17 protein-coding genes are annotated in these 20986 nt (G+C 69.7%); 11 read left to right on the forward strand and 6 right to left on the reverse strand.

Annotated features, from left to right (window positions below):
- Window positions 1-818 precede the first annotated feature (818 nt).
- The 3 genes from AB0J95_RS25615 (at window position 819) to AB0J95_RS25625 (ending at window position 2984) form a co-directional block, all read left to right on the forward strand.
- Complete coding sequence (locus tag AB0J95_RS25615) at window positions 819-1388, forward strand: hypothetical protein (protein WP_364762604.1); 570 nt, start codon at window positions 819-821, stop codon at window positions 1386-1388.
- A gap of 105 nt (window positions 1389-1493) precedes the next feature.
- On the forward strand, window positions 1494-2390 hold the full coding sequence (locus AB0J95_RS25620; RefSeq protein WP_364762607.1) for a hypothetical protein: 897 nt from the start codon (window positions 1494-1496) through the stop codon (window positions 2388-2390).
- Window positions 2391-2438: 48 nt separating this feature from the next.
- Window positions 2439-2984, forward strand: a complete 546-nt coding sequence (locus AB0J95_RS25625; RefSeq protein WP_364762610.1) for a hypothetical protein — start codon at window positions 2439-2441, stop codon at window positions 2982-2984.
- 891 nt (window positions 2985-3875) lie between these two features.
- Here the strand turns inward: AB0J95_RS25625 and AB0J95_RS25630 are convergent.
- Window positions 3876-4871 (reverse strand): winged helix-turn-helix domain-containing protein, encoded by a 996-nt coding sequence (locus AB0J95_RS25630; protein ID WP_364762612.1) that lies wholly within the window; start codon window positions 4869-4871, stop codon window positions 3876-3878.
- 249 nt (window positions 4872-5120) lie between these two features.
- Here AB0J95_RS25630 and AB0J95_RS25635 point away from each other — a divergent pair, with 249 nt between their 5' ends.
- On the forward strand, window positions 5121-7886 hold the full coding sequence (locus AB0J95_RS25635; protein ID WP_364762614.1) for a BTAD domain-containing putative transcriptional regulator: 2766 nt from the start codon (window positions 5121-5123) through the stop codon (window positions 7884-7886).
- A gap of 37 nt (window positions 7887-7923) precedes the next feature.
- On the opposite strand, the gene AB0J95_RS25640 is transcribed toward AB0J95_RS25635, so the two are convergent.
- Window positions 7924-9306, reverse strand: coding sequence for an alpha/beta hydrolase (locus AB0J95_RS25640; RefSeq protein ID WP_364762616.1), 1383 nt, complete (start codon window positions 9304-9306; stop codon window positions 7924-7926).
- A 161-nt stretch (window positions 9307-9467) separates the two neighbouring features.
- Between AB0J95_RS25640 and AB0J95_RS25645 the strand changes: the two genes are divergently transcribed.
- From AB0J95_RS25645 to AB0J95_RS25670, 6 genes are all read left to right on the forward strand, one after another.
- Window positions 9468-9917 (forward strand): type VII secretion target, encoded by a 450-nt coding sequence (locus AB0J95_RS25645; protein ID WP_364762618.1) that lies wholly within the window; start codon window positions 9468-9470, stop codon window positions 9915-9917.
- Window positions 9914-11521, forward strand: coding sequence for an alpha/beta hydrolase (locus tag AB0J95_RS25650; protein ID WP_364762620.1), 1608 nt, complete (start codon window positions 9914-9916; stop codon window positions 11519-11521). The genes AB0J95_RS25645 and AB0J95_RS25650 overlap by 4 nt, the downstream gene beginning before the upstream one ends.
- Before the next feature lie 3 nt (window positions 11522-11524).
- On the forward strand, window positions 11525-11842 hold the full coding sequence (locus AB0J95_RS25655) for a hypothetical protein (protein WP_364762623.1): 318 nt from the start codon (window positions 11525-11527) through the stop codon (window positions 11840-11842).
- An 11-nt stretch (window positions 11843-11853) separates the two neighbouring features.
- A complete protein-coding gene (locus AB0J95_RS25660; RefSeq protein WP_364762626.1) occupies window positions 11854-13206 on the forward strand; it encodes a hypothetical protein in 1353 nt (450 codons plus the stop codon).
- Window positions 13193-13885 carry an ESX secretion-associated protein EspG gene (locus AB0J95_RS25665; protein ID WP_364762629.1) on the forward strand — a complete coding sequence of 231 codons (693 nt, stop codon included), beginning with the start codon at window positions 13193-13195 and terminating at the stop codon, window positions 13883-13885. The genes AB0J95_RS25660 and AB0J95_RS25665 overlap by 14 nt, the downstream gene beginning before the upstream one ends.
- A gap of 125 nt (window positions 13886-14010) precedes the next feature.
- Window positions 14011-14715 carry a response regulator transcription factor gene (locus AB0J95_RS25670; RefSeq protein WP_364762632.1) on the forward strand — a complete coding sequence of 235 codons (705 nt, stop codon included), beginning with the start codon at window positions 14011-14013 and terminating at the stop codon, window positions 14713-14715.
- Here AB0J95_RS25670 and AB0J95_RS25675 read toward each other — a convergent pair.
- The 4 genes from AB0J95_RS25675 to AB0J95_RS25690 form a co-directional block, all read right to left on the reverse strand.
- Entirely contained in the window at window positions 14685-15803 is a 1119-nt protein-coding gene (locus AB0J95_RS25675; protein WP_364762635.1) for a hypothetical protein, read from the reverse strand. The two genes, AB0J95_RS25670 and AB0J95_RS25675, sit on opposite strands and share 31 nt — an antisense overlap.
- Entirely contained in the window at window positions 15800-16855 is a 1056-nt protein-coding gene (locus tag AB0J95_RS25680; protein ID WP_364762638.1) for an ATP-binding protein, read from the reverse strand. The genes AB0J95_RS25675 and AB0J95_RS25680 overlap by 4 nt, the downstream gene beginning before the upstream one ends.
- Before the next feature lie 134 nt (window positions 16856-16989).
- Complete coding sequence (locus AB0J95_RS25685) at window positions 16990-18186, reverse strand: NAD(P)-dependent alcohol dehydrogenase (protein WP_364762641.1); 1197 nt, start codon at window positions 18184-18186, stop codon at window positions 16990-16992.
- Between the two features lie 14 nt (window positions 18187-18200).
- Window positions 18201-19679 (reverse strand): aldehyde dehydrogenase family protein, encoded by a 1479-nt coding sequence (locus AB0J95_RS25690; RefSeq protein WP_364762643.1) that lies wholly within the window; start codon window positions 19677-19679, stop codon window positions 18201-18203.
- 128 nt (window positions 19680-19807) lie between these two features.
- On the opposite strand from AB0J95_RS25690, the gene AB0J95_RS25695 reads away from it, so the two are divergent.
- A complete protein-coding gene (locus tag AB0J95_RS25695; protein ID WP_364762645.1) occupies window positions 19808-20278 on the forward strand; it encodes a MarR family transcriptional regulator in 471 nt (156 codons plus the stop codon).
- The last annotated feature ends 708 nt before the right edge of the window (window positions 20279-20986 follow it).

Here is a 20986-nt window from a genome sequence, read left to right on the forward strand (position 1 = left end):
TGTCGGTTGTGGCGGGCTCATCAGCCCGGGAGTCGCTCCGTGGGAGTGGCAGCGAAAGTGAGTCTCAACCGACCCAGCCGTCCCGGACCGCGGTGACGGCCACGGTGACCCGTTGCTGGCGCCGAGTGTCTCCAAGAGTGCTCCGACGTAGCGGCGCACGGTCCGTTCGCCGAGCTGGCGGCCGATCGCGGCGTCGGTCATGCCGATTAGCACCAGGCGCGGCACCTGGTCCCGCTCCGGCGCGGGCGTAGATGGTGCGGAACTGGACGCCGCGCACGACGACCTCGGCCGGCAGCGACCGTGCCGAACGGGGGTCCGGTGGCCGGGTGACGTGTTCGGTCTCCAGGCTGGCGACGTCGCGTTGCGCGGACTGGCACAGCTCGACCGACAGGAGCCGATCTCGTCCCGGTCGGTGACCAGGCGCACTAGATCCCGGGTCTCTTCCATCGGGAGGGTGGCCGACTGGCACATCTGCTATCGCGTGCATCCTCCGCGCAGCCGCAGCAGCACCTGGTACTGGTCGAGAATGTGCCGCTGTTTCGCCAGGATCGCATTGCCCACTTCCGGTTCGGAAAGGACGTCGGTCAAACCAGTTTTCAATGACCCTCTCGCTGTGCGCGGGCAGTCTACCGGTGTGGCCGCATCCGGCCAATGACCCGATCTGGCGACCGAAATACCTGGTCCGGCCAGGCGTGGCGGAATTAATGTGACCACGCTTATGTCGGCTCTTCGAAGTCATGCGGGGTTGAGGAGCCTCGTCCTTTGCGGGTGGTGACCAGACAAACCCTACGCCGAAGAATGATTCCAGGGAGGGCGAGATGATCAGACGCAAATTTTGGGCTGTCACGCTGGCGGCATTCGTTACGGCAAGCGTCGGCATCGTCAATGGTTCGGCAAGCGCAGCCGCGCCGATGACGCCGCCGACGTTCAACATTGTGGTATCCGGATTCAACGGCACTACACAACCGATCACGCGCAAGGTCACCGCCACCCTGCGACCAGGCGCGGACCCCGCACGCGTGGCCAAAGCTGCGGCTACTGTTGTCACCTGTCACCTCAACGGCAACTACCCATCGGTGACGACCATGCCGGAGTTCCAGGGTAAGGCATACTTCTCGGCCACCACCTGGTGCGACGACTACGCCCCGGTCAGACTTTACGTCGCCATTCAGCAGGCGGTGCCAGGAGGTGGTTACTCCACCGAAGGAATGGATGGACCTGCGCGCGGCACAATCGCCGGCCTCGGCATTTCGACGAACTCCAAGCCCTGCTTCGAAATCAGCTTGGGCGCCTGGCGAGGCTTGGCGGACCCGTGGGTTGAAACACCGGACTTTCTCATTGACTTCGGCTGGTATTGGACATCCCCTGATACGCCGCTCAGTTGCTGACGCACGCGTGGCGGTGAAACTGGAGATCGGCGGTGGTGGCCGGTTCTCGGGGAATGACGAAGACCGCCTGCGACTCTCAGCTCGGGGCGAGCGATGGGGGTGGACATGGGCGCGGCTGGCACGGTGACGCTGCGAAGACTGGCACTGGTCACACTGCTCATACCGATTCTCGGTGCGGGCTGCTCCAGTGCGCCGGTCGACCCGGCTGGATCCGTGGCCTCGGCCGGTTTGGCCGCGCCGCGGCTGCTGCGCGGCGCCGACCTGCGGCTGCCGCTGGACGACTATGTGCTCTCCCCGGCGGAGTTGGGCGAGATCGCCCAGGCCAGCCGGACGCTCGTCGGCCGGTGTATGGCCGGGTTCGGCCTGGACCCGCTGCCGCCGCCACCGCCCGGGCCCGCGCTGCGTACCTGGAACGACTGGCGCTACGGCCTGACCGACCCGGAGGCGGCGGCGCAGCACGGCTACCGGCACGACGCCCCGCAACCTGCCACGCCACCCGAGCCGGCGCGGCCGACCGCGGAGCAGGCCGCTGCGCTCACCGGCTCGGGGACCCGCACCATCCGCGGCCGGCCGGTCCCCGACGGCGGTTGCCTCGGACAAGCCGACATGGCGCTGCGCGGACCCGGCTCCGCGCACGTCGACCGGGACTTGGCCCAGCGGCTGTCCGCGGAGAGTTTCCGCCAGTCCCGCGACCAGCCCCAGGTGCGGGCGGCGATCGCCGGGTGGTCGCAGTGCATGGCGCGGCGCGGCTACCGCTATCCGGATCCGTTCGCACCGGTCGCGGATCCACGTTTCCGGCCGGGAGTACCGCCGCCCAGCGCCACGGAGATCGCCACCGCTGTGGCCGATGTGGACTGCAAGCGACAGAGCGACCTGGTCGGCATCTGGTTCGCCGCCGAGCGGTCGTACCAGCAGCTGTCGGTCGCTGACCACCGGGCCGAGCTGGACCGGCTGCGTCAGGCGAACGCCGCGCAGCTGGCTGCCGCTCGTGCCCTGCGCTGACCCCGATTGTTCCGGCGCTGGTCCGGGACATACCGAAAGGAGTTCATCATGCCAGGACTGAAATCGGGTCGCGGTTCACCGAGGCGCCTCGCGGCCGCCGGCGCGGCACTGCTGCTGGTCGTGGTGGCGGGGCTCGCGGTCGCACCAGCCGCGGCGACCGCGGCCGGCAAGGGCGGCCCGGTTGTCGCGGGCAAGTCTGTCGCGTCCCTCATGGCGGCGGGCGGAACGCGGACGCTCGCCGTCAACCGGCTGCCCACTGACCCGGGCGACTTCAACGGCGCGTGCACGCTGGGCGAGTTCTGCCTGTTCTACCTTTGGGACAACCAGGGCAGCGTCGCCGACTTCAACTTCAGCGTGTACGACCTGAACGTCTTGAACGACAGGGGGTTGGGGTATCCGGGTCCGGGCGTCGGCCAGGGGCACCGCATCTCCAACAACAGCCTGAGCGCGGCGAACGCCGCACCGTACTACGTCATCGGCTGCATCGCGCCGGGCTTCACCGGTGTGTGCGGCTATGCCGAGCCACTGACGAGTGGGAACCTCGCCGACCCGTTCTACCTCAACATCGAGTCGTTCTACTGGTACGGCTTCTGAGCCGCGGCGTCCGGGGTGCCTTCACGGCGGGAGGCACCCTTGGGCAACCACAGCTGAGATGGGACCACATGCGGCCCCGGCGGAACCGCGCCGCTCACCCGATCAGGCCGAACGCCAGCCAGAGCAGCTTGTGTCCGCGCCATTCACTCCGGCGCAGACATTGGACTGGGTGATCTTCCGAAGATCGGGACTGTGCCAGTTCCCGCAGCTTCCCCCGGCACCATCGCCGTCTCCGAAGGTCGGCGTCGACCCATCGGTCAACACGAGGTGCGTCCGCACCCCCCAGTTGTCGGCTTTGTCGTCACAGACATAGGCCGAGTAGTGCGGGTCGTTGACGCAGCCATGAGCGCGGGAACTGGATGTGCACGCGGTGTGCGCGGGAGCCGGCGGCGCCGCGACCAACGCCGTACCGAAAATCGCGACACTTCACCCACACCCACCGGTCCGGAAGTGTCATGAATGTTTCACTGTCCACCCAGCAGTCACCTGCGCACTCGACCAAGAATGGGCACACATAGTGTCCGACGGATCGTACGCTGAGGCACGCGATCTCGGGATTGTACGCACAACTGTCGATAGACCCCTGATGTATTGATCCGGTATTGCGGGCCGTTACCGTTCCGCCAAGGCCGGAGAGATCACAGCCTCTCGCGGTTCGACGAGCCGCCTCGCGTCGCCGCAGCCGCCGGGACAATGTTCGCCAGAAGGCCCACCACCAGCGCGGCCACAACCGCCCATGTGCGTGGATTTGCCGCCCTTTCTCCTGGCAATCTCGTTGTTTCCACCCCTTCAATGCAGATCTTTGCCGCGCAGTGAAGAAGTGTGGACCTGGCGTGACCCGAGGGGCGAGGTTATTTCGCGCAGGTGTGAACCCGCAGGAAACCGGGTGGGTCAGCGACCTGACCGGTCGGCGTCCTGGGATGCCAGGGCGGTGCCGAGCGGTGTCGTGGTGTGCAGAACCGACGAGCCCTCACGATGGGTCGTGATCAGACCGGCTTCTCTGAGAATCGCGGTGTGCCGGCTGACGGAAGCCAGGGATGTACCGAGCCGAGCGGCCAACTCGGTGGTGGTGGCGCCATGACGGGCCGCGATCAGCACGTCGGCGCGGGTGGCCCCCAGCAGTCTGGCCAGCTTTCGATCAGTCACACAGGAATCGGTCAGGGGGCGTTTCCACGTGTAGTCGTGGTTGACCGGGTAGACGAGCGTCGGCGGGAGATCGGGGTCGGCCAGTGCCACCGGTGACCGCTGGCAGAAGAAGGAGGGCACCAGCCGCAGGCCGCGGCCCCGGAGGTGCAGGTCCCGGTCGACGGCGTACTGCACCTCGAGCACGGGCGCTCGCCAGTGCGCCAGCGGGCGCAGGCTCTGCAGCAGCCCTTCGATTCCGCGATCCAGCACCACCCTGGCGCGGTGAGCACGGTCCGCTTCGACCGCCGCCTGGATCATGTCGGTGTAGGGCTCGATCGTGACTCGGTGGTAGGCGCGCAACGTGGCACCCACTTCCCCCAGCAAGGCGGCGTCACCCGACGCGAGCGCGCGAGCCCAGCCAGGCACGTAGGCGGTGCGGGACAACTTCTGGAGCTCACGGTTGAGCCGAGCACGCGGCGTGGCACGGATCGCCTCGAGCGCCGCCGGTAACCCAAGCACGCCTTCTGGCGGGGTGAGGAAGTCCGGGAAGTAGGGGCCGAGCGGGCTCAGCACGGTCAACAACCGCAGCCCGGACCGGACGCCCGGACCGGGTCGAACTTGCCGGCCCCACGAGGTGAACGCCGGGGCCGGGTGTCGCTCGCACAACCTCAACCGGCTGAACACCATCTCCCAGCCCGGGTCGACGGCGGCATCGAGCCGGATGCGGGTCAGATCCTCGGCGGTGAAATGAACTCGTAGCACGTCATCCCCCAGAGACCTCGCTCGCCGCGCGTCAAGTTCCACCGGTGGGCACCCCTACCAGCGCGCCCATCGGCGGAACTCCCCCCTCGGCACGACGAGCACCACGATGTCGGATGCCGCCCTCTTCTCACCCTCGTCTCGTCCTCATCTCGTCCTCTGTCCGGTGCCCTGGGCATATCCGCTGGCGAGATAGAATTCCGGCGTGTGCGGGACACATCTGGGGGATGAGGCTGCCTGATGGATTTCCGCGTGCTTGGAACGCTGGAGGTCTGGACCGGAACGGGCAGGGTCATGGTGCCGAGCGTCCGGCACCAACGGGTGCTGGCGGCGCTTCTGCTCGCCCCCAACTCCGTGGTGCCCGTGGCCCGGCTGGTCGACGCGGTCTGGGACGACGAACCACCCATGACAGCCACGAAGCAGATCCAGAACTGCGTTTCGGTGCTCCGTGAGCGGCTGGGCCGAGAGCGTGACCTCATCGTCACGGACGGGCCCGGTTACCAGCTGACGATCATCGACGACGAGCTCGACGCCATGCGGTTCCGGCGCGGCATGGTCATGGCGCAGCAGTTGGCGGCCGAGGGCAGCCTGTCCCGGGCAGTCGACGTGGCGCGCGACGCGTTGCGGCTGTGGCGGGGACCCGCCCTCGACGGGCTGGACGCCGCCGCACTGGCCGGGCCGATCACCAAGCTGAACGAGCAGCGGTACAGCGCCATCGAGGCGAGTGCCGAATGGCAGCTCGAGCTGGGTGAGTATCAGGCCGTCGTCGAGGAGATGGGCGAACTGGTCGCGCTCCACCCGCTGCGCGAGCGCATGCACGGGCAGTTGATGGTGGCCCTCGACGGCGTCGGCCGATCCGCCGACGCGCTCGCGGTGTTCAGCGCCCTGCGCGCCAGGTTGGTCGACGAGCTGGGTGTGGAGCCCGGGTCCGCCCTGCGGGCGCAACAGGTGCGGATCCTCGCCAGGACTCGCGGCGAGCCGCCGTCGCCGGCTCCCGGCGTCCCCAAGGGGTCAGCCGACCAAGCACCGCACCAGCTCGCGGCGGCCGTCGCCCGGCAGTGGACGACCGAGGTCGAGATGCGGTCGCTCAACCGGCCCGAACCCGTCCCGCTCACCTGGTCGAGCACCGGCCGGCCGGTCGCCGCCGAGGCCACGCTCCCCCGCCGCGCCGGCGAACGACTCGTGTTCAGCGGTGACCTCTGCGATGTCGTCGCCAAGTTCCGGCAGGTGCGGTCCCGGCAGCTGGTCGTCCTCGGTGACCCGGGCGCCGGCAAATCCGTCCTGGCGATGCTGTTCACCCTCGGCCTGCTCGCCGACCGGCGCGACGAGGACCCGGTCCCGGTGCTGCTGCCGTTGGCGTCCTGGAACCCGCACCGGGAGCACCTGTGGCACTGGCTGGCCACCAAACTGGTCGAGGACTACCCGGGCCTCGGCAACAAGGCCGTGTACGGCGCCGATGCGGCGACCCGGCTGGTGTCCGACCGCAAGATCGTCCCGGTGCTGGACGGCCTGGACGAGATACCGCCCGCGCTGCATGCCGCAGCCATCGACGCACTCGACCGCGCCGTCGCCGACGGGAGTCCGCTCGTGGTGACCTGCCGCGGCACGGAGTACGAGCAAGCCGTGACACACAGCGGTTCCCTGCTCGCCAGAGCTGCCGTGGTGGAGATCGAGCCGGTCAATGCCGAAGCCGCCATAGGGTTCCTGACCGCGCGGACAAGAGTGGGCGAGACCCGGTGGCAGCCCGTCGAGGAACGGTTGCGCCGGCAGACCGACAGCGCGCTCGCGCGGGCGCTGCGCACCCCGCTGATGGTCGACCTGGCCAGAATCGCCTACGCACACCCGGAAACGGACCCCGGCGAACTGTGCGACACCGACCGGTTCGGCGGTCCGGAGCTGATCGAGGACCACCTTCTCGACGCCTACCTCCCGGCCAGCTACGCCCACCGCCCTACCCCACCCACCCCGCACGACCCGCCGGTCACGCCGCGGACCTACGACCCGCCGCAGGCCGAGCGGTGGCTCGGTTTCCTCGCACGACGGTTGCAGGACCAGCAGACCCGTGACCTCGCCTGGTGGCGTCTCGACCGGATGGTGCCCCGCCATGTCGCCGGGCTCTACCTCGGCCTGCCACCCGCACTGCTGTTCGCGGCGACCGGCTGGGTCGCCGCCGGCCCGGCCGCCGGCCTTGTCTACGGCCTGTCGTTCGGTCTCGCGGGCTGGCTGGCGCACACCATCGGCGAGCGCCCGGGACCACTTCGGGTGGAGCTCCGCTTCCACCGGACGACAAGCCGGTTCGTCCGGCGATTCCTCGGTGGCGCCGTCGCCGGCAGCCTGCTCGCACTGGGCTGGTCGCTGTCACCGCCGATCATCGCTCTGCTCGCCGTGGTGTTCGGGCTGGCCATCGCACCCCATGTCTGGCTGGACACGCCGATCGATGCCGGCACGGTGACCAGCCCGGCCTCCGTGCTGCGCGGCGACCGGACCGCCGCCCTGGCCTACACCCTGTCGTTCATGGTGTGCCTCGGCCCGTTCTGGGGGATCGCCTTCGCGCTGACCAACGAGACCCGGTTCGTCCCGGTTCTGGGCGGCGACTTCGACCTGGTGCTGGCACTGGCCACCGGCCTCGCATCCGCGCTGCTCGGCCGTTTCATGCTCGGCGCCGCGGGCAGCGTCGCCTACGGGCTGGCGGGCGCGGTCGTCGGTGGTCAAGTGTTCCCGCGCGCCACCAGCGCCACGCAGGCCATCATCGCCGGGGTCATGTTCGGGCTCGCCGTCGGCCTTTCCGTGTGCCTCGCCCGCGCGTGGGGCGCGTTCACGATGATGTGCCTGTGGCTCGCCGCTCGCGGTCACCTCCCGTTGCACTTGATGGACTTCCTCGCCGACGCCCACCGCCGTGGCGTCCTGCGCCAGGTCGGCGCCGCGTACCAGTTCCGCCACGTGCGCCTGCAGGCCCGCCTCGCCGGCCAGCCGGAAACACCACCGCCGGGGCCGAACGCGCGTTGCGACGCGGGCTGACCGCGCCCGCCCGACCCGGTGGAGACCCGAAGCCGGGTCAGCCCGCACCGCCGTTGCGGGTCAGGCGGTCGGCGCGGTCGTTGACGAACGGCTCGGGCCGATAGGTCACGAACGCCGAGGGGCCGAGGCCGAGCGACTGTGCGACCTGCTGCAGCCGCCGCGGTTCGGTGCTGTTGCCCCACGTCCCGGTTCGAATGCGGTTGTGGACGGCCAGCAGGCCGGCGACATGCTCAGCGGGGGTGAAGGCGCAGTGCCCGATGTGGCTGACGTAAGCCTGCCGCAGCAGGTTCGCACCTCCCGCACGAACAACCTTGCCCGCGTACTCCCGTTCGAACTCAACAGGTGCGAGAGTGTCGGACAGGGTGTGCAGGGTGAGCTCGGGTGCCGCCAAGCGGCCACCGGGCACAGAAGTGGCCGACAGCCAGCGAACCGCGGCGAAGTCCGGCTTGATGGTCGCGCCGCGGGTCAGCCGATCGAGGTCCCGGGCCAGATCGAGCCCCGCCTGGCGGTACAAAGTGGACACTTCGGGGAAACGCCCGGACCTGCTCGCCAGCGACCGGTAGTCCACGCCGGCGTTCCACGAACTGTCACCGCCGGCGACTGCGTTGATGGTGACGCGGGCAGGCACGACGAAGGGCAGTGTCGCCAGCAATCCTTCGTACTGCGCCTGTTGCTGGGCGTTCCAGTCCTCCGGCGCGGGCGGTGTGCCGCCCGTCGACCAGGTCGTCATGTTCATCAGTGCGGCGGCCAGGGCGATCCGCGCCCGGCCGGCAGGCGTGGTCTGCGCCTGGCGCACAGCGGCGGTCAGTGCCGCGACAGTCGCGTTCGCTTCGTCGAAGGTGGTGAACCCGGTGAGCTGGACCCGTTGTCCTGGGAGCAGCAGCTCGGCAACCGCGTAGGTCCCGTCGAGCTGGTGGTTGTTGAGGTTCAGCGCGCCCGCGACCAACCCGCACGTGGTCAGCGCACCATCGACGCGCCGGCCTCCGCGTTCGGCCAGCAGTGCGCTCACCAGGCCGCCCATCGACTGCCCGAACGCGATCACCTCGCGGGGCCTGCCGGCGAGCTTGCCCAGAGCGTCCACTGTGTCCAGTTGGTCGGCCACCGCGGTGTCCACCGCCCACCCGGTCCGCGCGTAGGACGATCCGGCCAGGGCGAACCCACGCTCCAGCAACGCTTCCGCAGTCGGCTCGTCCGGCGCGTCGACCGCGGGATTGTCCGGACCGATGCGGAAGCCATGGCTGAACAGCACGAGGCTGCCGTTCCAGGATGCGGGCACCCGTGCCGTCCAGGTCGCGCCGTTGGCGAGAACCCCCGAATACCGGACGGGAGCGGACACCCCGGCATTCGCCATGGGGCTCGCCGTCAGCGCGAACGCCGCAACGCAGACGGTCAGGAAAACACTGGTTCGTCTCGGCCGCACCCTCCGCAATTTAGGCATATTCGAGACGGCCGTCAACAAGTTGCCCATCTTCGGTCCGGCGCGGGGTGGTCGCGGTGCGGGTGCGCGAAGACGACCGCGTGTCCGGGTGTGGCGTGTTTACCCGACAGACGGGTGGGCGGAGGTTCGCCATGCTCGGACGCATGAGCGACACGACCCTCGAGAGCCAGGCCTCCATCGTGCGCGGTCCGGGCGGCGGGCCGATCGTGATCGGGCCGCCTCGGCAGGGACTTCCCTCCGACGGCGATCCGCCGCTCCTGCCGTTGGGGCCGCGGGGCGGGTTGCCCGGGTTCACCGCGCACCCCGGCGAGCTCAGGGCGGTCGGCGACCGGGCCGGGGAGATCGCGGACGACCTCGCGCGGGCGGTCGGCGGGCACGCGGGAGCGCTCGCTGATGTCGGACCGCACACCGGCTGGGCGGTCGGCGGCGCGGTGTCCCGCTGCGCCGAGGCGTGGGAGGACGAGCTGAAGAAGGCCGTCGAGAAGGTCCGCGCTGTCGCCGAGAAGCTGGCCGCGACCGCGGCTCACTACTCCACTGTGGACGAATCCTGCCGGGTGCGGATGAGCGAGCTGTTCAACGGGGGTGCGCGATGACGCTCGGGTTCGAGGACGTCCTCAACGGCGATCCTCAGCGGTTTGCCACCATCGCCGTGCGGTGGGACGAACTGGCCGCCACCGTCGCGGCGCAGCGTGAGCAGTGGCAGGCGCAGGTGCACGGCGCACTCGGCGAGCAGAAGTGGCAGGGCGCGGCCGCGGACCTGGCCCGCGGACACATCGACACCGTCGGGCAGAGCTTCGCCGGGCACGAGCAGAACCTGCGCCAGGTGTCCGCCGTACTACGCCGGTCCGCGACGGGGTTCGCCGACGCACAAGCGGCGCTCGACGAGGTCCGTCAGCAGGCGGCGAACCTGGGTCTGGTGATCGGCCAGGACGGTTCGGTGGCTGTCGATCCCGCACAGGCCCTGACCGCCCCGCCGAACCCTCAGGCGATGCAGGACGTCGCCAACCGCATCGGGACCGCGATCCAGTCCGCGAACACCGCCGACCAGCAGGCGGCCAGCGCGCTGGACGCACTCGCCCCGGGCGGACCGGGAACAGCCCCGCTGACTTCCCCCAGCAGCACCACGGCCCCCAGCCCACAAGCCGCGGTCAGCAAGGACCTTCCGCCAGGCGCACCCGCCCCCGGTTCGGACCCGAAGGCGGTCAAGCAGTGGTGGGACACCCTGTCCCTGGACGAAAAACGGCGCACCGCCGACAAATACCCGTACTACGTCGGCTCGACCAACGGGATCCCGTCCGCCGCACGGGACTACGCCAACCGACAGGTCCTCGACGACCTCATCGCGAACACCAAGGACGAGGAGAAACGCAAGGGGCTGCTGAAGCTGCGCCAGAACCTCGGTCCAGGCCCCGGTTTCCCGGAGAAGGACATCCCCGATCCGGGCGACCCGCAGCACCCGCCGAAGCTCCTGCTGAACGTAAACACCGACGGCACCGGGCACATGATCGTCGCCACCGGCAACCCGGACTCCGCGCACAACGTGGTCACGTGGGTACCGGGGATGGGCACCAAGCTCAACGAGCAGAACGCCGACTGGGCAACCGGGATCCCCGGCAACATCTACAACCAGACGGTCGGCAAGGACCACGGCGGCTCCACAGCGGTCATCGCCTGGATGGACTACGACGCGCCACCGGACGTGGGCGGCGCCGCGTTCGCCGACCAGGCGAAGGCCGCCGCGCCGCACCTGGCCGACTTCGAACGCGGCCTGAACGCCACCCACAACCCCGGCGACGATCCACACAGTGTCCTTTTAGGACACAGCTACGGCTCCAGCGTGGTCGGGGAGACCGCGAACGCGCTCCATGGCCAAGGCGGGCTGAGCGCGCTGGGTGTCGACGACGTCATCGCCGTCGGCAGCCCCGGCATGGACGTGTGGAACGCCAAGGATCTCGGCGTCAAGGACGGGCATGTCTTCGCGTCCCGGGCCGCGCTGGATCCCATCGCGCTGTCCATGAACCAGATGGGTGTCGGGGCCCATCTCCTCGACCCCACGGACCCCAAGTTCGGCGCGCACGTGTTCGACTCGGGGACCGGTGGAAACCCGCAGGACGCGCACGGGTCCTACTTCGTCTCGACCGAGTCGCTGACCAACATGTCCGACATCATCCGCGGCGACTACGGCAAGGTGCACTGAGCCATGGGAGAGGAGTTCCGGTTCGATCCGGCGGCCATCGACAGCGCCATCCGGCGGCTGACGTCCGTGCTGGACCTGATGGACCAGCACGAGAGCAAGGTCGCCGAGCTGGGGCACGTGACGCAACCCGGTGCCGCGCCGTCCACGCGCGCGTTCCACTCGTTGCTCACCCAGTCCATGGCCCGGTTGCACCAGCAGCACGACGCGTTGCGGCAGAAGGTCCAGAACCAGATCGAGGACCTGAAGAAGACCAAACAGGCATACACCGCGACCGACCAGGCGGGCGCACAGCGGTTCGCCGCCATCGACGCGCGGATGTGAAGGGGAGCAAGGTGAGCGGGACACCGCTGGACTGGGTCCGGGACACGGCGGGGCAGCTGCCGCAATCGATCGGCGACGCCGTGAACCAGGCCACCGGCATCGCCGAGGGGATCATCTTCGCGGACGGGTCGCTGCCGGCCGGCACCAACCCGGCGGACATCTACGCGTGGTTCCACAATGGACCGGGCACGGCCGGGTACCAGCAGGCGACCGACGCGCTGGCCGTGCTCGCCGACGTTTTTCCCGACTACACCAAGGAGATCACCGCGGCCCAGCAGGACGTCTCGTCCGGGTGGACGGGCCCGGCCGCGCAGGAGTCGGTCAAGTCGTTCGACCCGTTGCTCAAGGCGTCCGCACAGCTGGAACGGCACGCGACCAACGCGCGGGCTTCGGTCGCCGATCAGGTGACCTCGTTCAACGACACGAAGAACCGCGTCATCCCGGTTCCGGCCCAGCCGCCGAGCGGCCCCGGCATGAAGCAGTTCACCCAGCCATTCGCGCCGGACAACCTGAGCGCGGATGCCGCCGTCGCCGGCTACCAGCTCGCCACGTACAACAACCAGAACGCTTACGGCGCCTACCAAGGCCAGACGACCCCGCAGGGCAAGCGGCTCCCCCAGGACCAGGCGACCAGCACGGTCACCAAGAAGGGCGGCCAGGATCCGCCCGTCCCGCAACCAGGTCCACTGCCGCAGCCCGGCCCGCGACCACAGCCCGGCCCGCCGCCTTCGCCTCAACCGGACCCGCCACGCACCCAGGACCAGACCGACCAGCAGTCCGCTCCCCCGGCCCGGACCCAGTCGCCGGGCGACACCCAGACCCAGCACCTCAACGGCGTCCAGACCGGTCAGCCGACCGCCACCAACCCCGTCGGACCGAAGCCACCACCCGGGACGCCGTCCCCGATCCCGCCGATCCCGCCCGCCACCAGGACCACGCCGCAACTGGCGTCCCCTTCAGGGGGACCCCCAAAATCAACATTACCTGGGGGGACCGACAGTTTTGGGCGGCCGGCCGGCTCCGCCTCGGGAGGGTCCGCACTGGGTTCGCTGCCCGGGGTCTCCTCCGGCTGGGCCGGCAGCGCGGGAAACGCCCCGGGAGGCAAAGGCCGACCGGGTGGGTTCGCCGGGGCCGAGCCCTACCGCGCCGCAAGCGGGAAACCCGGCGGCGCAACGGCGAGCGGCAGGCCCGCAGCGGCCGGGTCGCAGGGCATGGGCGGCGCCGGAGGTCACGGCAAGGGCGAGGACGACCAGGAGCACCGGACAAAGTTCGTGCTCAAGACCGAGCACGAGAGCGAGCTGGTCGGCGAGCTGCCGTCGCACGCGCCCGCGGTGATCGAAGGGTTCGGCGATGACGAGGAGTAGCGCGCTGCTCCTGCCCGGGGTCACTTTCGTTGTGCTGTGGGAGAAGTTGGGGCTGGGTGAGCTGCCGAGGGCGTTGTTCCTGCCGTCGCCCGGCCGGACCGTCGACGAACGCGCCCACATCGAGCACGCCGTGGCCGTGGAGCTGACCCGTGCCGGGTTCGGCGCGGGAGGTGCGGCCGATCATGACCTGGTGCGCACCCTGCGGTTGCTGGCCAAGCCCGCGTACGAGTACTACGGCTGGGCCATACCGGCGGCCGGGCCCGCGTTCAGCGTGCTGGCGGCCACGAACGGGCAGCAAGCCGTCCTGGCGAAGCTCATCGGGACTGCCGTCGAACTGAGGCCGGCCGACCCGGGACATCCGGCCATGGCGGTGGCGGCTGAACTGCCCGAAGTGCCGCCCGGCACCGGGCCGGTGACGTTGCCGTCGCACTCGCTCGCGGCGTTCGAGCACGCGACCGGAGCGAAGGTGACCGGCCACGGGCAGCTCTTCGCCGCCCGCCGGGACCGGCTCGGCCGGCGGTGGCAGTTCCCGCACGCGATCGAGTACGTGGACACCACGCACGGCCGCTGGTTGCTGCGCCGTGCGACGGATGGCGGACCGACCTCGGCGCTGCTGGGGGTCGCCGAGGTCGTCGCCGCCGAACTGGACCACGCCGCCCGCCGGTGCAGCGGCCGCTGACCAGGCTGGTCCATCGCCGACCCGCAGCCGGTCCATGACCGCGCCCGGGTCTGGCGCCCTGGAACCGAACCGTGACACGCTGCGTCTCGCCTTGCATGGCTGTCATCGCCAAGGGGAGGGCAACAGTGCCTGGTTCCACCGAGCCGCACCTGGACCGCACGGATCACCCGGACGGCAGCAAGATCCGGGTCGCCATCGTCGACGACCACCCGATCGCCCGGCAGGGCCTGGCGAAGATCCTGGAGGGCGCCGGGAACATCGAGCTGGTCGCGTCCTGCGCGCGGCCCGGCGAGCTCGGCACGGCCGGCTGGGAGCACACGCCTCCGGCCATCGATGTCATGTTGCTCGACCTGTACCTCGACGGGCACGTGATGGCGCTGGACGCGATCACCTCGATGTCCACGCACGTGCCGATCCTGGTGATCTCCGCGTCCCGCCACCCCGGTGACGTCGTGGCCGCCGTCCGCGCGGGCGCGTCCGGGTACGTGAGCAAGCACGCGAGCGAAACCGCCTACGCCACGGCGATCCGCGCGGTCGCGGCCGGGCAGTTCCACCTGTCCGCCCAGCTCGCGGACATGCTCCAGGCAGAGGTCGCACCGGCCCGACCGGTCCTTTCCCCGCGGGAACAGGAAACCCTGAGCTACATAGCGCGGGGCTTCACACACGCCCAAACCGCCACCCGGATGCACGTGTCGAAGGCGACCGTCGAAACGTTCATCGCCCGCATCCGCGCCAAGCTCGGCCTCGGCAACAAAGCGGAACTCGCGCTCGCCGCGCTGACCCACCTGGACGTGAGCAGCTACCCGCCAGGCACCCACAACTCCAAGTAGGGCGTCGGATCCGCCACCACGACCCGGCCGCCCGCCTGGGCCAGGTGCTTCTCGACCGCCTCCGTGTCGAGCAGGACACCGGGCTCACACCTGCCGAGCACGCTGACGACCACTCCCCCGTCCGACCGGCGCGCCTGCACGACCGCTTCCCGGCAACCGCCGGCCATCGCCTCGAGCGCCTCGTGGGTCGCCTCCACGAGCGCGACACGTTGTGGTCCGGGCAACCGGGGAACGCCCTCGTCGGTCAGGAAGGCGGCGTAGTTGACCTCCACCGCGAGCCCGGCCGCTCGCGCCATCCGGGCCGCGGTGTCCAGTCCCAGGGTCAGGTCGTGCTCCTGGCGGGCGCCGTCGGACTCGACGAACGCCCTCAGCCAGGCGGCCTCGGTCACGACCCGGTCCCGCAGCGCCGGATCCGTCACCTGGGTGCCCCGGGCGAGGGTCTCCAGTGTCTGCAGCACCCGGTCGTGCAGCGCCCACGCACTGCGGGCACGGACCCGCTGGGCCGCGAGCTCCGCCGCGCGCACCACCGCGGCCGACCGGGCGGCGTCCAGTTCCCTCAGGTCACGGCGGAACACGCGGGCGCTCAGCCAGCCGATCACCGGATTCGCCAGGTAGGTCGGGGTTCCAGCGAGCGCGTCGGGCAGGGACGTGCCGTGGGTCAGCAACACAGCGACGTAACAGCCGAGCCAGCACACACCGAGCACCCACGAGGCCGCCAGCGTCCGGCACAGCAGCCCGGCGCTGAACGTGATCATGACCGTGTACGGATAGGTGAACAGCTCCCAGGTGCGGGCGTCCGCGTCACTCGCGATCAACCCGTTGACGAGCAGCAAACCCATGCCGGTCACCAGTTCCAGCGTGTACGGGGCCGCCGCCATACCCTTGCGGCGCCAACCGGTGACGACGGCAGCGGTCTGCACGACCATGACCGCGTAGAGGGCGAACGGCTGCCAGATCGACGCAAACCGGCCGGCGACGAACACCAGGGCGTTGCCCGCCATGAACAAGGCGACGAGCCGCACCAGGATCGCCGACCGGACGGTCACGTCACCGGTCAGCCATTGTGTCCAGAGTGGACGGCCGGTCACCGTTGGGCGTCCGGAAGGGACAGCCGGACCACCGTACCCCGGCCGGGAGCCGACTCCACGACCGCGATACCGCCGACCTCCAGCAGCCGCCGCCGGATCGACTGCCGCAGGCCGACACCGCCAGAGGTGCGGGCCGGGTCGAACCCATGACCGGTGTCGGCGACCTCGACCACAAGTCCTTGCGGTCCAACGTATGCCCGGACAGTAGCCCGTTCTGCCCGTGCGTGCTTGGCGACGTTGGTCAACGCCTCCCATACCGCCCCCGTCACGGCGTGGATCCGTTCCGGCGCGAGCGCGGGCAGCCCGTCCGCGATGTCCACGGTCACCTCGGCACCAGCGCGCCCCCGGTCCGCGGCGATCACGAGCAACGCGGCCCGCAGGTCCGTCGGGGCGAGTGTGTCCCCGCTGACGAAGCCCCGCAGCCACCTCGCCTCGGCCAGAACCTGCTCCCGCAGGCTCCCGCTCACCGCGTCGGTGAGCTCCTCCAGCAGGTCGAGCAGGCGTGCCCGGACCTGGACGGCCTGGGTCGAGCGCTCCCATTCGGCCGCGAGGTCCCCGGCCCGGCGGACCGCCTCGGCCCGGCGGGCGTCGATCCGCACCGCCACCGCCCGGATCTGCCGGGACATCAGCCACGCCAGCACCGGCATGATCGCGAGGCTCACCGCGTTCGGCCCGACATTCCACAGTGGACTGACGGGTGCGTCCGCGACGACGTAGGCGCCCGCGACCGCCACCCCGAGCGACACGACCCACCGTGCCCGCAACGGCGAGATCCCGATCAGCAGCACCGCGACCAGCACGTAGTTGTACAGCTGCGCGCCCACGATGAACAGCGCCGCGCTGACCACCGCGTCCGCCACCGCCCACCAAGCCCGAACCCGCCGGGTCGCCACGCACGCCGCCACCAACACGGCCGACTCCGCGAGCGCGGCCGGTACCAGGACTCCCCCGGTGAAGGCCATTGCCAGGAACACGCAGCCGCCGAGCCGCGACACCGCCGCGGCGATCGCCAGCACACGTTCGTTGCGGACAACGGCCGCTGCCTCGGACACGAGCCGACAGTAACCCGGCCGGTCAACACCCCCGTGTCATGCGTTCACCTGACACCACTCCACCCACGGAAAACCGGTCCCGCTCAACGCCTTCAGCGCGAATTCTCCTGCGCTGCACAGATACCGCTGCAGGGTCAGGAGGTCGGGCCGGTACCGCGGCGCGGCGACATGGGTTCTGGCCGACGTGCGTCGCTGCGGGCAGGTGGTGAGCGACGGTCAGGCTGGTCGAACCGGAGCACGGGCTTGATCGTCTTCCCGGCGGCGACGTCCTCGACCGCCGCGGCGATCTCATCGAACCGGTAGTGCGTGATCAGCCGGTCGACGGGCAGTCGTCCCGCGGCCATCAGACCGGCAAGGACCGGGACGAGCGCTTCGATCTCCGTGTCCCCCAGCGTCAGGCCCACCACGTGTCGTCCGGGGATCATGAAGTTGACGTCGACCGGTACTTCGGTGCCGAACGCCGGCGCGCCCACGATCACAGCCGTGCCCCGCACAGCGAGCGTGCTGATCGCCGTGCGCAGCACACCGGCGTTGCCGGTGCTCTCCACGGCACCGTCCACACCGCGATCCCCGGTCAACCGGCTGACCTCGCCGGCCAGATCGGTCACCGTCGTGTCGATGGTGTCGGTCGCACCGAGCTCACGGGCCAGCCGCAGCCGGTCTTCGACCCGGTCGGCGACGATGATCCTCGTCGCGGGTGTCATGGTCGCGGCCATCACCGCGGACAGACCGACCGCGCCGGCACCGGTGATGAGCAAAGTGGAGCCCGGCCGGGGGTGGAGCACATTCCACACCGCGCCCGCGCCGGTCATCACGCCGCAGCCGAGTGGTGCCAGCAGATCCAGCGGGGCGCCGGGGCCGACTTTGACGACGCCGCGCTCGTCGGCGATGGCGTGGTGCGCGAAACTGGACTGGCCGAAGAAATGCCCGCCGACGTCATGTCCGCCGCGCGCGATCGTGGCCGACCCGTCGAGCCTGCGGCCACCGATGAGATTGGCGGGCAACCAGGTCTCGCAGTACGCGGGATGCCCGTCGTGGCAACTCGCGCACCGGCCGCACGACGTGTAGCTGAGCAGTACCTCGTCGCCGGGGCGCACCCGCGTGACCGAAGCACCAACGGCTTCGACGACACCCGCGCCCTCATGCCCCAGGACGCCAGGCATCGGGAACGGCAGTGCGCCTTGGGCGACACTGAGATCGGTGTGGCAGATGCCGGCCGCGACCATCCGGACGAGGACCTCGTCGGGGCGCAGGTCAGCCAGTTCCACTTGGGACAGCGTGAAACCGGCGCCCGCCGACTCCACGACAGCCGCCGTGGTGATTGTGGACATTCGCGGGGTCCCTCTCAGTCCAAGGAGATCACGACGGACTTCGTGGTGGTGTAGGCGGCCAACGCCTCCGGGCCGTACTCACGGCCGAAGCCGGACTGCTTCACGCCGCCGAAGGGCACGGCCGGATCGAGCATCGCCCAGTCGTTGACCCACACGATCCCGGCTCGCAGCCGCGCGGCGACCCGGTGGGCTCGCGCGAGGTTCTCCGTCTGCAGCCCGGCCGCGAGCCCGTACGGCGTCGCGTTGGCCAACGCGACCGCCTCATCTTCGTCCACAAAGGACTGAACGGTCAGCACCGGACCGAAGATCTCCTGCTGGATCACCCGCGACTCGGCCGGCAGCCCGGCGATCACGGTGGGCCGCAGGTAGGAGCCTCCGTTCAGGTCCAGCCGGTCACCGCCGGTGATCACCTGGCCGCCCTCGGCCCGGGCAAGCTCGATGTACGCCAGTACGTTCGCGAGCTGGCGCTCCCCCGCCATCGGGCCGATCACCGTCGCCTCGTCGAACGGGTCGCCGACCGGCACACCGCACACGGCGTCGCCGAGAATGCCAAGCACGGTGTCGTACAACGGTTCGGCGACGAGCAGCCGCGGCCCGGCCATGCAGAACTGGCCGCTGTTGAACACGAACGCCTTGATCACGGCGCCGATCGCCTTGTCGAGATCGGCGTCCTCGAACACGACGTGCGCCGCGTTCCCGCCCAGTTCCAGGGTGACCGGTTTGAGCGCGGCGCCGGCCACCTGGGCTATGTGCCGGCCGATCGCGGTCGACCCGGTAAAGGCGATCTTGTCGACGCCCGGATCCCGTACGAGCGCCTCGCCGGTCCGCGTACCGCCGGTCACCACGTTGACCACCCCGTCAGGCACGCCCGCCTCGGCGAGGATCTCGGCCATCAGCAGGGCGCTCAATGGCGTGTCCGGCGCTGGTTTGTGCACGACGGCGTTCCCGGCCGCCAGCGCCGGAGCGATCTTGGTGGTACTGAGGATCAACGGGAAGTTGAAGGGCGTGATCGCGCCGACCACGCCCAGCGGTTCGCGCCGCGTGTAGGCGTGCGCGTTGATCGGGATGTCCCGCACCGCACCGTCCATCGACTGTGCCAGCGCGGCATAGTACTCGTACTGGTCGGCCGTGGTCATCACGTCGACAGGACGGCACAACGCCACTGGTTTGCCGACATCCAGGCTCTCCACGGCAACCAGTTCACCGGCGCGACGGCGGACCAACTCGGCGACACGGTTGAGCACGCGACCGCGTTCCCTGCCGGCCATGTGCGCCCACTGTCCATTGTCGAACGCCGCACGGGCGGCCAGAACGGCGTCACGCACGTCGTTCTCGGTCGCGTCGACAACGGTGGTGACCGCACGCCCGGTCGACGGATCGATCACTTCGTAGTGCTGCGCGCCCTCGCGCCACTGGCCCCCGATGAACAACTTGCCCGGCTCGACCTGCGGCCTGCGCACGTCCGGTCCGGCCTGGGTGTCTACTGCGGTCATGGTCAGTCGCCTCTTCGCACCTCGGCTCCGCTGCCTCAACCACATTAACAGGATTCCTGATAATCCACGAGTCACTTAGTGGTATCAAAAGAGTTCCTGTGACAAGGTTCCTGATCTACACTCGCGGTATGTCAGGCGCCAACCGAGTGCTGCGCGGTCGACGGCCGGCCCAGCCGTCCCTGCTCTACGCGATCAAACAGGTCGAACTGGTCGTTCGCGCCCACCTGGACGAGCTGCTCAAACCGTCCGGAGTGACCGCGCTGCAATACACCGCGCTCACGGTGTTGCAGCGGCGAGACGGACAGTCGTCGTCGGCCGAGCTGGCCCGCAACTCGTTCGTCACCCCTCAGGCCATGGCCGATCTGGTTTCCGGGCTCGAACGGCGTGGACTGATCCGCCGGGACCGCGACCCGAACAACCGCCGGCGCCTGCTGCTCAGCCTCACCGACGCGGGCGGGGCCGTGCTCGCCGACAACGAACCCGCGGTGCGTGCGTTGGAAGAGCAGATGGTGGCCGACCTGGACCTCGCCGAGCGCGAGGCGTTCGGGCACTACCTCAACCGTTGCCGCGCCGCGCTGGCCGTGGAGCCCCCACACTGACCTCAATGGACAGTGACGGACCCATCGAACCGCACGGGATCGGACCGTTCGATCGCCGGTCTCGACCCTGACGAAGAACGACTCAACGATCGCGTTGTCCCAGCACCGGTCTGCGTACTGACTCGCCGCTGGTCCTCACCTGGCCGCGTGGCGCGCAGTCACCGGCCGCGTCGGGCTTCACTCGCGCTCGTCCCAAGGACGACGCAGGCCGCTGAGCGGCTGCACTACGGTGCAGCCGCCCGACGGCGCATATCCCAGAGGCGCGGGAAACCGCTGAAACAGCCGCCGTCGCCTGGCGAGGACCGATTCGGGTCCGTCGGCTGCCAGGGAGAAAATCTGTGATGGCTGGGGTAGACATTCGGCGACGGGTGTGTGTAATCTTCTCGTCGAGCGAAGAGAGAATGTCTAGCAGGCGCGGGAGAGGACGTAACTACCCGCGAGGTGAGACAGAACGGTCGCCGATCGTGACGGTTTCGACAACGTCCCGGCGGCCAGGCAAGACCGGGACCGGAAGTTCGACGCAGTACCGGTCCTGATGAGCAAGTGCAAGGCGTGGGTGGAGCAGGTGCGCCCACGAAGTTTGTGTGTAGTAGTAGTACGAGGACAGCAGTAAAGACGGTCACGTGGTCGGAGCCGATCGGTTGAAGTGGCTCCGACCACTGATCAGTTGGCGCTTCTCGCGTGCTGGGGCCGATCTTGGCAAGGGGT

The organism is Actinocrispum sp. NPDC049592 (assembly GCF_040675465.1).
GTDB lineage: Bacteria > Actinomycetota > Actinomycetes > Mycobacteriales > Pseudonocardiaceae > Kibdelosporangium.

Bases quoted from the DNA above. Each gene is read 5' to 3' on its own strand.
- AB0J95_RS25655 (WP_364762623.1), top strand. From the start codon at position 11,525: ATGGGAGAGGAGTTCCGGTTCGATCCGGCGGCCATCGACAGCGCCATC.
- AB0J95_RS25645 (WP_364762618.1), top strand. From the start codon at position 9,468: ATGAGCGACACGACCCTCGAGAGCCAGGCCTCCATCGTGCGCGGTCCG.
- AB0J95_RS25695 (WP_364762645.1), top strand. From the start codon at position 19,808: ATGTCAGGCGCCAACCGAGTGCTGCGCGGTCGACGGCCGGCCCAGCCG.
- AB0J95_RS25685 (WP_364762641.1), bottom strand. From the start codon at position 18,186: ATGTCCACAATCACCACGGCGGCTGTCGTGGAGTCGGCGGGCGCCGGT.
- AB0J95_RS25620 (WP_364762607.1), top strand. From the start codon at position 1,494: ATGGGCGCGGCTGGCACGGTGACGCTGCGAAGACTGGCACTGGTCACA.
- AB0J95_RS25665 (WP_364762629.1), top strand. From the start codon at position 13,193: ATGACGAGGAGTAGCGCGCTGCTCCTGCCCGGGGTCACTTTCGTTGTG.
- AB0J95_RS25625 (WP_364762610.1), top strand. From the start codon at position 2,439: ATGCCAGGACTGAAATCGGGTCGCGGTTCACCGAGGCGCCTCGCGGCC.
- AB0J95_RS25650 (WP_364762620.1), top strand. From the start codon at position 9,914: ATGACGCTCGGGTTCGAGGACGTCCTCAACGGCGATCCTCAGCGGTTT.
- AB0J95_RS25615 (WP_364762604.1), top strand. From the start codon at position 819: ATGATCAGACGCAAATTTTGGGCTGTCACGCTGGCGGCATTCGTTACG.
- AB0J95_RS25690 (WP_364762643.1), bottom strand. From the start codon at position 19,679: ATGACCGCAGTAGACACCCAGGCCGGACCGGACGTGCGCAGGCCGCAG.